At 40.2% G+C, this 13559-nt stretch carries 10 protein-coding genes and 1 other RNA gene; 10 read left to right on the forward strand and 1 reads right to left on the reverse strand.

Translation table 11 applies throughout. The annotated features are described in order from the left end of the window. Positions 1-273 precede the first annotated feature (273 nt). From HCX62_RS12520 to HCX62_RS12560, 9 genes are all read left to right on the forward strand, one after another. Positions 274-1680: a cytochrome ubiquinol oxidase subunit I gene (locus tag HCX62_RS12520; protein WP_185391865.1), complete on the forward strand. Its 1407-nt coding sequence runs from the start codon at positions 274-276 to the stop codon at positions 1678-1680. Further along, positions 1667-2680 carry a cytochrome d ubiquinol oxidase subunit II gene (cydB, locus tag HCX62_RS12525; RefSeq protein WP_185504314.1) on the forward strand — a complete coding sequence of 338 codons (1014 nt, stop codon included), beginning with the start codon at positions 1667-1669 and terminating at the stop codon, positions 2678-2680. Before HCX62_RS12520 ends, cydB begins: the two co-directional genes overlap by 14 nt. Continuing rightward, the gene (gene cydD / locus HCX62_RS12530; protein WP_185639301.1) at positions 2680-4404 is read left to right on the forward strand and encodes a thiol reductant ABC exporter subunit CydD; all 1725 of its coding nucleotides are present in this window, start codon (positions 2680-2682) and stop codon (positions 4402-4404) included. Before cydB ends, cydD begins: the two co-directional genes overlap by 1 nt. After that, positions 4404-6143: a thiol reductant ABC exporter subunit CydC gene (gene cydC, locus HCX62_RS12535; protein WP_185639379.1), complete on the forward strand. Its 1740-nt coding sequence runs from the start codon at positions 4404-4406 to the stop codon at positions 6141-6143. The genes cydD and cydC overlap by 1 nt, the downstream gene beginning before the upstream one ends. Positions 6144-6286: 143 nt before the next feature. Then, a complete protein-coding gene (locus HCX62_RS12540; RefSeq protein ID WP_185639302.1) occupies positions 6287-7225 on the forward strand; it encodes an LPXTG cell wall anchor domain-containing protein in 939 nt (312 codons plus the stop codon). Between the two features lie 44 nt (positions 7226-7269). After that, positions 7270-8208 (forward strand): GW domain-containing glycosaminoglycan-binding protein, encoded by a 939-nt coding sequence (locus HCX62_RS12545; protein WP_185396522.1) that lies wholly within the window; start codon positions 7270-7272, stop codon positions 8206-8208. A 114-nt stretch (positions 8209-8322) separates the two neighbouring features. After that, positions 8323-9837, forward strand: coding sequence for a gluconokinase (locus tag HCX62_RS12550; RefSeq protein ID WP_185639303.1), 1515 nt, complete (start codon positions 8323-8325; stop codon positions 9835-9837). Between the two features lie 274 nt (positions 9838-10111). Beyond that, positions 10112-10378, forward strand: an RNA gene (gene ffs, locus HCX62_RS12555) — signal recognition particle sRNA large type. 154 nt (positions 10379-10532) lie between these two features. Continuing rightward, entirely contained in the window at positions 10533-11174 is a 642-nt protein-coding gene (locus tag HCX62_RS12560) for a hypothetical protein (protein WP_185480398.1), read from the forward strand. Between the two features lie 310 nt (positions 11175-11484). Here HCX62_RS12560 and HCX62_RS12565 read toward each other — a convergent pair whose 3' ends face one another. Beyond that, on the reverse strand, positions 11485-11640 hold the full coding sequence (locus HCX62_RS12565; RefSeq protein WP_185639304.1) for a hypothetical protein: 156 nt from the start codon (positions 11638-11640) through the stop codon (positions 11485-11487). A gap of 442 nt (positions 11641-12082) precedes the next feature. Between HCX62_RS12565 and HCX62_RS12570 the strand changes: the two genes are divergently transcribed. Then, a complete protein-coding gene (locus HCX62_RS12570; RefSeq protein ID WP_003725004.1) occupies positions 12083-13447 on the forward strand; it encodes a PTS sugar transporter subunit IIC in 1365 nt (454 codons plus the stop codon). Positions 13448-13559 lie beyond the last annotated feature (112 nt).

Below are 13559 nucleotides of genomic sequence, written 5' to 3' on the forward strand. Positions count from 1 at the left end.
AACAAAAACAAAATAACATCGAAAGTACTAAATAAATTTGTCGCAAAATAGGATAAAATATACTCCATATAGAACTCATTATAAAGTAAAAATCTTTCTTAACTAGTTCCTAAATCTTTGGAAAATAAGGATTACATATTATTGTATTATGCTTTGTGAATTACAGAGCAACTGGAGGCGTCACTTTGGGCGGTTTTTCACAAGGTTTTTAAGAAAGAAGCACAAATCAAGGAACGAAACAGTAATTTTTAGCTTAAAAAGGAGGAGAAAAGGGTGGATAAACTATTTTTAGCCCGTTTTCAATTCGCATCAACAACGATTTTCCATTTCTTATTTGTACCACTTTCAATTGGACTTGTATTTATGGTTGCTCTTATGGAAACGTTGTATGTCGTGAAGGGGAAAGAAATTTACAAAAAAATGTCGAAGTTTTGGGGACACATTTTCCTTATTAACTTCGCGGTCGGTGTCGTAACCGGTATTATTCAAGAATTCCAGTTTGGGATGAACTGGTCGGATTACTCTAGATTTGTTGGGGACGTATTCGGTGCACCACTTGCAATCGAAGCGTTACTTGCATTCTTTATGGAATCTACGTTTATCGGACTTTGGATTTTTGGTTGGGATAAACTTAGCAAAAAGCTACATTTAGCTTGTATTTGGCTTGTTTCAATCGGAACAATTATGTCTAGTTTCTGGATTTTAGCAGCGAACTCATTTATGCAACATCCGGTTGGTTTTGAATTTAAAAATGGCCGTGCAGAAATGAATGACTTCTTGCAACTTATTACTAATGGACAACTACTTGTGGAATTCCCGCACGTTATATTCGGGGCATTTGCCACTGGGGCCTTTTTTATTGCCGGTGTCAGTGCGTATAAGATGCTCAAAAAACAAGATGTCGCCTTCTTTAAACGATCATTCCAAATTGCAATGGTCATGGCGGTAATCGGTGGTTTTGGTGTGGCTTTCAGTGGTCACTCGCAAGCGCAATACTTGGTTAAAACACAACCAATGAAAATGGCAGCGACGGAAGGGATATGGGAAGATACAGCCGACCCTGCTCCGTGGACAATGATTGCCAAAATTAACCCGGAAGAGAAGAAAAATGAATGGGAAGTCAATGTCCCATACGCGCTAAGTTTCTTATCTTACGGTACATTAACTGGTAGCGTAGAAGGTATGAACACGTTACAAAAACAATATGAAGAAAAATATGGTGAAGGTGACTACATCCCACCAGTTAAAACAGCATTTTGGAGCTTCCGTATCATGGTTGGCGCTGGTATGTTAATGATTTTATTCGCGCTAATCGGTATCGTGCTTGCTTGGAAGAAAAAACTTGTTAATGCAAAATGGTATTTACGTTTGATGATTCCGATGATTGGATTCCCGTTCCTGGCGAACTCCATGGGTTGGATTATGACAGAAATAGGGCGACAACCATGGGTAGTTTTCGGTTACATGAAAACCGCTGATGCTGTATCGCCAAACGTTTCAGCAGGACAAATTTTATTCTCAATAATTGCGTTCTCGACGATTTATACGATTTTAGCCATTCTGTTGGTTTACTTATTTATACGTGAAATTAAAAAAGGACCAGACGGACACAAACCAGAAAAAGCAGAGATTTCCGTAGATCCGTTTGATAAGGGGGATGAAAGCTTTGTCACTAAATGAGTTATGGTTTTTATTAGTTGCCATCTTGTTCATTGGGTTCTTCTTCCTTGAAGGCTTTGACTTTGGTGTTGGGATGTCTACACGTTTTATGGCTAGAAATGCACTGGAACGCCGCGTACTCGTTAATACGATTGGCCCGTTCTGGGATGCAAATGAAGTTTGGTTATTAACTGCAGGGGGCGCGATTTTCGCCGCTTTCCCTAACTGGTATGCAACAATGTTTAGTGGTTACTATATTCCGCTAGTATTCCTATTACTTGCTCTAATCGGCCGTGGTGTTTCTTTTGAATTCCGTGGTCAAAAAGATTCGGCACTTTGGGTGAAAACATGGGATTGGGTTATTTTCTTCGGTAGTATTTTACCGCCATTCCTGTTCGGTGTATTATTTGCTAGTTTGATTCAAGGTATGCCAATCAATAGTGATATGGATATGTATGCTGGATTCTTTGATTACATCACTGTATTCTCCGTATGGGGCGGCGTAACGATTACGCTTATGTGCCTACTTCACGGTTTGCTATTTATTACTCTACGTACAGAAGAAGATATTCAAGACCGTGCTCGTCGTATGGCGAAACGTGTTTGGTTTATTACTGTACCAGCATTACTAATCTTTGTTGTACTTGCTTACTTCAATACAGATATGTTCCAAGTTAGACCTGTACTTGTACCACTAATGATTGGAATTGTAGTCGTAATGTACTTGCTATCCGCCCTTTTCATCTGGAAAGACCGCGATATTTTGGCATTTACATTCGGCGGACTTGGAATTGTCTTCACGATTGCAACGATTTTCGTGTCACTATTCCCACGTGTAATGATCAGTTCTATCAACAGTGCGTTTGATTTAACTATAGAAAATGCAGCTTCCGGACAATACTCGCTAAGTGTGATGACGATAGTTGCCGTTACGCTATTGCCGTTTGTTCTTGGTTACCAAATTTGGAGCTACTATGTTTTCCGTAAGCGCGTTTCTAGTAAGGAGAAAATGACGTATTAATGGGAAAAGATTTAAGGAACTACAAAGGAATTAAAAAAATAATGGCGATTCTCGCAGTTTTCACGCTTGTTCAAGGTGCTGCGATTATCGTGATGGCGATAACTTTAGCTCGTGCAATTACTGATTTATTTCACGAGCATCCATTTCAATCAGTCACAATACAAATAGGTCTCTTCGCGGGGGCCTATTTCTTGCGTCACTTTTTGAATGTATGGAAGAAACAAATCGTTTACCGTTATGCTGCGAAACTGGCGAAAACGATGCGGGAAGAGTTGCTGGATAGCCTGTTTGCACTTGGACCACGTTTTGCTCGAGCAGAAGGAACTGGGAAAGTTGTAACGATGGTTATGGAAGGCGTGGCAGATTTCCGGAATTATTTGGAACTGTTTTTACCTAAAATGATGAACATGGCAATTATTCCAGCGATGATTTGGGTGTATATTGCTTTTCAAGACTGGACGTCGGCCTTTATTTTAATGATTACTTTGCCGATTTTAATTGTATTTATGATTATTTTAGGATTAGCCGCGAAAAAACAAGCTGATTCGCAGTTTGAAACGTATCGTGTGCTATCCAATCACTTTGTAGATTCGCTAAAAGGGTTGGAAACATTACGATACTTAGGGCTCAGTCACGACCATGAAGGGAAAATTGCTTCGGTTAGTTCGCGTTACCGTAAAGCGACGATGAAAACATTGCGTGTGGCGTTTATGTCTTCGTTTGCGCTCGATTTCTTTACGATGCTTTCGATTGCGCTTGTTGCGTTATTCTTAGGACTTGGTCTGATTGATGGCAATATGAACTTGCCGATTGCGCTAAGTGTCTTAATCCTTGCGCCAGAATACTTTTTACCAGTTCGTGAAGTTGGCTCGGATTACCATGCTACGCTTGATGGACAAGAAGCTGGCCGCGTCATTCAAGGAATTATTGACCAAGCCAAAGCTGATCAACCAGAAATGGACGCGCTGCCGCTAACAACTTTTGCCGAAAATACCGAGTTTTCATTTGAAAATATCACCGTAAAACATGGCGCAGATGATGCTGCGTCGCTTCAAGAAGCTAGTTTTACTGTGAATGGTTTTGAAAAAATCGGGATTATTGGTGCGACCGGTGCTGGGAAATCAACGCTAATTGATGTCTTGAGTGGCTTTTTGGCACCAACTTCGGGCGATTTTCGCTGGAATGGGGAAAGTGGTGCGGCGCTTGCTTCGACTGATTGGCAAACTCAAGTTACATACATTCCGCAACATCCGTACCTTTTTCACGATACGATTGCTGGGAATATTCGCTTTTATCATCCCGATGCCTCTGCAGAAGAAATGAAAAAAGCGGCCGAATCAGCTGGTTTAAACAAACTTGTGGCTGGACTTGAGGATGGCTATGACACGCTTGTCGGGGAAGCTGGGAGGATGCTGAGTGGCGGACAAGAGCAACGTGTCGCGCTTGCTCGAGCTTTCTTAACGGATCGTCCGGTTGTATTAATGGATGAACCGACAGCGCATTTAGATATTGAAACAGAATATGAGTTAAAGAAACCAATGCTAGATTTATTTGAAAATCGACTTGTCTTTTTCGCAACGCATCGCTTGCACTGGATGCTTGAAATGGACCGGATTATCGTTTTAGACCACGGGGCTGTGGTTGAAACCGGAACGCACGAAGAATTACTGGCGCGTAAAGGCTTCTATTACAATTTAGTCAAAGCCCAATTGGAGGAAGTATGATGCGGAAAAGTAGCTGGATTATCCCATATATTAAAGAAAACCGCGGCTTGTTTTTACTTGTCATCTTCCTTGGAACACTTACTTTTGCTTCAGCTGGAGCACTTATGTTTACATCAGGCCATTTGATTTCAAAATCGTCCCTGATGCCGGAATCGATTATGGCTGTGTACATTTCGACCGTTGGAGTACGAGCATTTGGTATTATGCGCTCAGTTTCGCGCTATGTGGAACGACTTTCGAGCCATTCACTCGTCCTTAGAATTCTCGAAAAAATGCGTGTGCGCTTGTATCGTTTACTCGAACCGCAAGCTTTACTACTAAAATCACGCTATAAAACTGGCGACATTCTTGGTCTTTTAGCTGGCGATATTGAGCATTTGCAAAATTTCTATTTAACAACGATGCTGCCGGCGATTGTGAGCTTGGTGCTTTATGCCGGAGTAGTTATCGCGCTAGGAGCATTTTCAATTCCATTCGCCGCACTCTTCGTGCTCTTGATTGGCTTGCTCGTACTTGTTTTACCATGGGTCTCGCTTTTATATGCTCGCGGGAAGAACGCTTATTTAAAACAAGGTAGAAATGGTCTTTATCAAAAATTCACCGATGCTGTTTTTGGGATTAGCGATTGGAAATTTAGTGGACGTGAAAAAACATTTATTTCGAACTATGAAAAAGACGAGGCGGACATGCTTCGAACAGAAAATAAACAGTTTCACTTTGTTAATTGGCGCGATTTCTTTAGTCAATTAGTGGTTGGTTTTATGGTTATCGTAATGGTTTATTGGAGTACCGCAGAGTCACGTGATGGCGCGTTTTCGGGCACGATGATTGCCGCTTTTGTTTTGGCGATAATGGCGCTGGCTGAAGCCTTTGTGCCAGTTTCAAGTGCTATAAGTGACAAATCGCTGTATCAAGACTCACTAGCCCGCCTAGACAAAATAGAAGATCCAACGCTACCAACTTTTGAAGAAGAAACGAAGGAAATTGAACGAATTAATGCCGAAAAAGTTGTTTTAAAAGCTGAAAACCTAACTTTCGCGTACGATAAAAAGTCACCAGAAATCTTAAACGGTTTTGATTTCACGTTACAACAAGGTGAAAAAGTAGCGATTATCGGCCGAAGCGGAACCGGAAAATCGACTTTTCTTAAATTAGTTCAAGGCGCACTACTTCCAACTGCCGGGAAAGTAACAATGAACGGCGTTGAAGTGGAAAAATTGCGACCACAAATCCCAGAATTAACCTCCATGCTAAACCAAAAAGCGCATCTTTTCAGCACGAGTGTCTTAAATAACATTCGGCTGGGAAATCAAGATGCGACCGATGAAGAAGTCTATGAAGCCGCGAAAAAAGTTCAACTACACGATTTTATTATGAGTATGCCAGATGGCTACCATACACAAATGAGTGAGATGGGCGAACGTTTTTCAGGTGGGGAACGTGGTCGTATCGCGCTAGCTCGGATTTTGCTGCAAAATACGCCGATTGTCATTTTAGATGAACCAACAGTTGGTCTTGATCCAATTACAGAACGCGACTTATTGGCGACGATTTTCGAAACGTTAGCTGATAAATCACTTATTTGGGTAACGCATCATTTAGTTGGAGCCGAAAAAATGGACCGCGTGTTATTTTTAGAAGAAGGAAAAACGCTAATGGAAGGTCCGCATGCCGAATTAATGGCAGAAGAACCGCGCTACAAGCGACTTTATCAACTAGATCGACCAATCGAATTATAATTTTAAGGCTTACTAAGTTCATTCTTAGTGAGTCTTTTTTTGTAGCGCAGTTTTAATAATTGTAACAAAACTGTAATTTAAAATTGACTTTCTCCTCATTTCTGCTTATGATAAATACAAGTGAAATGAAAGGGGAATTTATTATGAAAAAATTCCACGGGCTGGTGCTCATCGCGCTATTAACTAGTCTAATCATTCCATTTTCATTGGCAGCAAACGCTGAAACGAATGAAAATGGTAACAACTCAACGCCTATCGAACAAAAAACAACCAATCCTACTACAAATACACTTACAGAAGAAAATACAGAACCAACAAAAGATACAACTGTCACACCACCACAAAAAAGCAAAGTACAAACAACGATAGATATTACAGATTCACAAGAAATCTACTCCTACGAGCAAAACAGCAAGATTGCACTCAAAGACTTTACCGAAACACTAACCGAATACACAGACACAAAACTAACTGATTACCGCCTAGCAGCCAATTCCAAACTGAGCACGGCACAAACAGGCCTTCAAGAAGTAACGCTGCTCGGAAATACGGAAGACGGAAAAACAACCGCCGTCAAACTCAATTATTTAGTCAAAGCAAAAACAGCCCAACTAACGATTACCAATATGAATTTTGATGTAGAAACAAAAATTTTCACCGGTAAAACCACACCGTTCGCAAGTGTTTACATGAGTTCTCCCGAAGATGAAAATTTTGGAGAAGGACGAGTGGAAGCGGACAAAGACGGCAATTTTTACGCAGAGTGGGCTACAGTACCGAAGCAAATTACTGCTTATGCATTCGATGCGGCAGGCAATTTTAGCGAAGAAGTAACGTATCAAGTTCCAGCCAAAAAAGAAAATGAAGCAGTCGTAACGGCTCCAGAAAAAGTTAAAAAGATCGAAACAAATAAAGCTGTCAAAAGTGCAACCGCAAAACCTGCGGACGTTATAAAAGTAACAAATGATGACAAATTAGATTTACCAAGCACAGGCGACAAAGGCACAGAATGGATTTTCGTAGTAGCGGGTGTTATAGTTATTCTTGTAGCAGTTTTATTACTTAGGAAACGTAAAAAATAAACTAATTTTGCTATAGGGAATAACTCAAAAAGAAGGAGCGAATAATGAAGAAGTTATTAAGCGGTTTAATTATTGTTTTAATGGTTAGCCTACTTGGTCACTCCTTTAACGCCGAAGCAGCATCCTACGAAAAAATCATTTATGACAAAGCAGTCAACCTAAAAGGGGTAGTCAATCAGTCCAAACGAAATGATGGTATTCATAGCAAAATGTACAAAACGAGTAGTACAGTGAAGTATCTCGGTTCAGCTAAGAAATACGACAAAAAGACTTTGATTATTACACGCGAAGGAAAAACCGCAAGAGCTAAATGGTATTATTGTAAGCTAGGAAATACTAACATCGGTTGGATTGACTCACGAGCCTTTACAAATATTGGCAAGCCAACAATTGCGGACACCGTTCCAGCGCTATGGAACAGTAAAAAAGCAATCATCACAACACGACCAAAAGGCACAACAGCAACAACGTACCTTTATCAAAAAAATAGTGCGGGCAATTGGTATGAAGTTCGTCATTTTACCAGTCATATCGGAAAATGGGGCTTCGATCCGAAATTCTCTGAGAAAAGTTCTGGATCACCAGTGGGCGTTTACCGTACAGGCCTTGCTTTCGGGCAAAAAGGCAATCCCGGTACGAAGCTCAGTTTTAAAGCAATCACCAACCGGAGTTACTGGATTTCTAATTCCAACGACAAATACTATAACACTTGGCAAGAACGAAATTCCTCAAGTTCTGCAGATGAAAAAATGAAGATTCCGCAGTACACTTATGGAATGGAAGTGAAATACAACGCTAATCGTGTAAAAGGTAAAGGATCAGCTGTGTTTTATCATGTAGATTCACCAAAATACAATTACACATTAGGCTGTGTCTCGCAAAGTGAAGCCAATACAAAAGAAGTGCTTAAATTCGCGGATAAAAATACACTCATTGTATTAGGCGAAGAAAGCCGAATAAAAACATTTTACGGTATAAACTAAGCTAGAGAATTTCTCTAGCTTTTTTTGTTTGCCGAAAAAAGCTAAGTAGCCCAGCCCCAAAATTTATTCCATTTGACGTATAATAAAAAGAAACGAAATCGTGGGGTGAATTGTTTGACGAGCAAATCATACATAATGGGCGTGGACATTGGAACTTCAAGTACAAAAGCAGTGCTGTTTGACCAACGAGGAGAAGTGATCTTCCGGCAAGCGACGCATTATGAGCTAATTACCGATGAAACTGGAAAAGCGGAAGAGAGTCCCACGGAAATTTTTGAAGCAGTTTTAACATCCATTCAAGCAGTAATGAAAAACGTGAATAAAGACGATTTAGCGGGAATCTCGTTTAGTTCAGCGATGCATAGTTTAATTATGGTTGGCAGTGACGGGGAGCTCTTGACCGAATGTATCACTTGGGCGGACGGACGAAGCAGTGAGACGCTTGAAAAAGTAAAAAGGGATAATTACTTGTTTCAACTGTATGAAGCCACAGGGACGCCAATACACCCGATGAGCCCCTTTGCCAAAATTTGTTGGTTGAAAGAAGCTGAACCGAGATTATTTAACCGAGCTGAGAAATTTGTCGATATTAAATCGTATATTTTGTATCGTTTGTTTGGCGTATGGGTGATGGATGAATCGTTAGCGTCGGGCACGGGACTTTACAATATTATGGAGCACGACTGGGAATTTGAAGCGATGGAAATTGTAAAACTCACACCCGATTTTCTACCAAAAGTGGTGCCGGAAACGTATCAATTAACTGGTGTGGAAAAAGAATACGCTGATTTAATGGGGATTCCAGAAGACTTGCCATTTGTCGTGGGTGGCAGTGACGGGGCGCTGGCTAATATAGGCATTCAAGCAACAGGCAGCAATGACGTTACCATCACAGTCGGCACAAGTGGTGCGGTTCGCAAGCTGACCAATCAATTCCAAATAGACTCACGCGGCCGGACATTTTGCTACGGGGCTGGCGATGGTTATTTTATCGCAGGTGGTGCAGTGAATAATGGTGGAAAAGTAGTCGATTGGGGGCTACATCAATTTGGTTCTGAGGAAGAAATTAGCCAGCGCGATTTTGCGAGCTTTATTGCAAAAATGGAAGAAGTTCCAGCTGGTGCCGCCGGACTTTTGTTCCAGCCATATTTATTAGGAGAGCGCGCGCCGTTTTGGACTAATGATATTCGTGGTGGCTTTGTTGGGCTGACAATTAATCATACTAAAGCGCATTTTATCCGGGCCATTTTGGAAGGAATCGCGTTTAATCTTGCGGAAGTCTATGAAGCAGTTTCAGCGCCGGACGATATTATTTATGTAACTGGCGGGATATCTGCGCACGACGCTTGGTGCAAGCTGCTCGCTGATATTTTAAACCGAGAAATACGCGTGCCTCATACAATCGAGGGATCGAGCTTAGGCGCAGCGATTATTGGTATGCGATCGTTAGGGATTTTAAAGGATTTAAACCTTAAACACACCCTACCAATTAAAGCGGTATATCATCCAAGTGAGAATGTCGAGAAATATGCAGAATTACGCTTGATTTTCAAACAAGTCACAACACAATTAATGTCTAGCTACAGCCAATTAAATAGTTGGCAAAAGAAGTTTGATATTAACAGCTAAATTTTGGATTTCATGATATAATCACTAAAAGAAAAGTGATGACGAGGGGGAGAAAACCATGAATAAAAAAATAGTATGGATTGCTTTAACATTAGTAGGGATTTGTGTAGTTGGTACGATTATCGCAGCAATCATGAGTGTTTACTTACGTTAAAAAATATTTCCTTTCCGCTTGCACTTTCTACATGAAAAAGGTACACTAGTAATTGAGCTCTTTTCAGAGTTTGCGCTAAATAATTTTTTATTTGGCAACTAATTATTGGTAGCAAATTTGTCGTGCTAGACGGGGAGGTAGCGGCGCCCTGTAACCCGCAATCCGCTCTAGCGGGGTTGAATTCCTCATTTGAGGCATCGTAATTGTTTGGTCTGCCCTTGACAAGTGGTGTTGAAGGTTGGGTCTTGCGCAATGGGAACCTGTGAACCATGTCAGGTCCGGAAGGAAGCAGCATTAAGCAGTGCTTCTCATGTGCCGCGAGGTTGCCTGGCCCGAGCTAACTATCAGGGTAACGCAGATGATTGCATGTCGATATGAGGTGCGCGACACTAATTTTAAATATATTAAAGGACTATTTTGCCTAGCGCAGAGTAGTCTTTTTTCTACAAATAGCTCGTCTTCTCAGAAAAATAATGTATAATGCTACATAAACTGGTACAATATAAAATAGTAAAGCAATTCATGACAAAGGATGAAAATAATGCAACAACTAAAATCAAAAAAGAAATGGCTGCCAGCTTTAATCATCGCAATTTTAATAGGGATTATTGCAATCTTAGCAATTATGTTTGGCTTTTTTCAGCGCCAAGAAGTGTTTGATAAGTATGAAGTAGCTTACGAAATAGATGGCAAATTATACGAGGTTTTCCCAATTAGCGCTACAGATATTGGTGTCGATAAAAAATCCAAAGATAAAAACCTCTACTTCCGCGTGAACAGTTACTACAACATTGATTATTTATTCCGCCTCGCTTACAAACAATACGAAATCAATGAACCATCTAAAAATAAATATTACTCAGGCCTAATCGATTACAGCGTCGCAGATAATGCCTACGTTACCCAAAAAGACGTCTATATAACAAACAATGAATCATACGCCACCTACGACTTTTTCGACAAAAACGGCAAGAAAATCTATTCTTACAATCCGGAAGAAACGTCCAATGATGATTACATCGTGCGCATTAAGCCGACAATTCTACAAGGATACGAAAAAAGTGATATCGGTAGTTATGATGATTACCTAAACATTACGGCACTTTTTAAAGATAAATTAGGCATGGACGTAAATGTCCGAATTGATGATGATAAAGAAATGGTTATCTTCTCTATTAAATAAAAAAGAGCATCCCTGGTGGATGCTCTTTTCATTTGTAAGTGTATCTTAACAGCAATAAATTTATCTCTCTAAAAAATTTCTTTCTAAAGGAATAGCCGTGTCTGTGTATGAAGCGCTGATGTTTGCGGTGGTATTTGCCACCCTCGTCGTGATGATTCTCAACTTTAACAAACCAAAAAAATAACCATCTGATCCACTTTAGCCAGCTGATCGATGGTTACTTCGTGTAATTAGTAGTTAATAGCCGCCGTCTTTTACGCGGCGCTACTGCTCAGGGAGTCATGTTAGCGCATGGCTCTCTTTTCTTCTATTACTTATCGTCTGCTTTCTTTTCAGCATCTTGCTTCTTTTTTTCTTCCACGGTTGCGGGTTCTTTTATATCATCAGGGAATACAATCGAAAAATGTTCTTTTTTGACCACTTTGCTATTTTTTGACTCTTCCGGCATATCGCGTTTGACTGCCATATTTATCACCTCGACTCGTTGGTATTACTTAGCTTATGCTCATTATAACACAGAATGGAAAATGGATAAATTAGTAAAACTGTGTAATGTTAACGCTTACTTACACAGTTTTTTGCGCTATGTGTGTAATACGGTTTTCAAGGTAAGAAAGACAAGGTTTACAAGAGATTAACGGATGTTTCGTACTAATATTGTACTTGGCACGGAAATTGCAATAGATTAAAGTGAATCTAAATGTAAGCCTTATCATGAAGCGGAGAGGAGGGCTCCCAAAATTTCACGAGGTCATGCAAAGATTCCATCTGGTTTGTTTTAGTAATGGGGATTGCTAGGACAAAGTAAACAGATATAGCTGATAAACTCAAAGGGATGTATACATAAAAATTATATTTTGTTTAAAGAGATGAGCGCTAAATAAAAAAGGTTCATGGGAGGATAAAATATGAATGGATTAACAGCATTTTTAGAAAAGTATTTTGTGCCGGTAGCAGCAAAAATTGGTTCACAAAAACATCTAGTTGCATTACGTGATGCTTTTATTTCAACAATGCCAATCACTATGGCTGGGTCAATTGCAGTACTTTTAAATGCGTTTTTTAGGGATTTTCCAACTGACTGGGGATGGACAGGATTTGTGGAAGCGATGCAACCACTTATCGGGATTAATGGATATGTATACAATGGGACGTTAGCAATTGTTTCAATTATTTTTGCCTTTTCACTAGGGTATAATTTATCAAAAGCGTATGAAGTGGATCGATTAGCTGGGGGGCTAGTTTCTCTTGCTGCTTTTGTTATGAACTTAACTGTTACTGTTAGCTTAGATGCAGTAAAAGCTGCGATTGCGGCTTCTAATGCAAATTTCGATGTAGCTACTTTACCAAAAGAATTTGCTGGAATTTACGGATTCTTTAGCCTAAGCCAAGTAAATGGTACCGGCTTGTTTACCGCAATGATTTTCGGTTTTATATCAACTATTATTTATGCGAAATTAATGCGCAGAAATATTATTATCAAAATGCCAGATTCTGTTCCACCGGCTGTAAGTAAAGCTTTCGCAGCGATCATTCCTGCATTAGTGGCACTTTATGTTGTTGGTATTATTGACTGGGCATTCTTCAAAATCACAAATATGGACGTTATTACTTGGATTTCCAAAACAATTCAAGAACCGCTATTATCACTATCGCAAGGCTACGGAGCTGTTTTACTAGTTACTTTCTTAGTACAATTACTATGGTTCTTCGGGATTCATGGTCCGAACGTACTTGCTCCGGTTCTAGAGTCACTTTGGGGTACAGCACAACTACAAAACATTAGTGCGGCACAAGAAGGCGCTAAATTACCATTCGAATGGGTACGTGGTTCTTTCGATGCGTATGTATGGATGGGTGGTTCAGGCGGTACACTTGTATTAATTATCGCGTTACTAATGTTCTCGAAACGAGCGGATGCACGAACAGTTGCGAAATTGTCTCTTGCACCAGGTATATTTAATATTAACGAACCAATCATGTTTGGTTTACCGATCGTATTAAATACAATTTACTTAATACCATTCCTTATCGCGCCAATGGTAATGGTAACAATCGCTTACTTTGCAACAACACTCGGCATTGTCGGGCCAGTTAAAATTGCAGTAGTTTGGGTAATGCCGCCACTTCTGAATTCCTTCTTAGCAACCGGGGGAGATTGGATGGCACCAGTAATTTCACTCATAAATATGGTCGTCGCGTTCCTGATTTGGGTACCATTTGTTATTACCGCAAATCGCGTTGGTGTACCAGAAGAAGAGATGAAAGCTTAGGAAATAATAAGTTTCTGGCTAGGTGCAGCTAAATTGTGCCTAGCCAGTATATCATGTAGGAATTCCTGCACCATTTTTATTCATTGCAAGAAGTGAAAGATAAAGTTAAACT

It is taken from the genome of Listeria swaminathanii (assembly GCF_014229645.1).
Classification (GTDB): domain Bacteria; phylum Bacillota; class Bacilli; order Lactobacillales; family Listeriaceae; genus Listeria; species Listeria swaminathanii.

What these genes read in the sequence shown, in the direction of transcription:
- cydD (WP_185639301.1), top strand. Translation starts at nt 2,680, where the DNA reads ATGGGAAAAGATTTAAGGAACTACAAAGGAATTAAAAAAATAATGGCG.
- cydC (WP_185639379.1), top strand. Translation starts at nt 4,404, where the DNA reads ATGCGGAAAAGTAGCTGGATTATCCCATATATTAAAGAAAACCGCGGC.
- HCX62_RS12540 (WP_185639302.1), top strand. Translation starts at nt 6,287, where the DNA reads ATGAAAAAATTCCACGGGCTGGTGCTCATCGCGCTATTAACTAGTCTA.
- HCX62_RS12545 (WP_185396522.1), top strand. Translation starts at nt 7,270, where the DNA reads ATGAAGAAGTTATTAAGCGGTTTAATTATTGTTTTAATGGTTAGCCTA.
- HCX62_RS12560 (WP_185480398.1), top strand. Translation starts at nt 10,533, where the DNA reads ATGCAACAACTAAAATCAAAAAAGAAATGGCTGCCAGCTTTAATCATC.
- HCX62_RS12565 (WP_185639304.1), bottom strand. Translation starts at nt 11,640, where the DNA reads ATGGCAGTCAAACGCGATATGCCGGAAGAGTCAAAAAATAGCAAAGTG.
- HCX62_RS12570 (WP_003725004.1), top strand. Translation starts at nt 12,083, where the DNA reads ATGAATGGATTAACAGCATTTTTAGAAAAGTATTTTGTGCCGGTAGCA.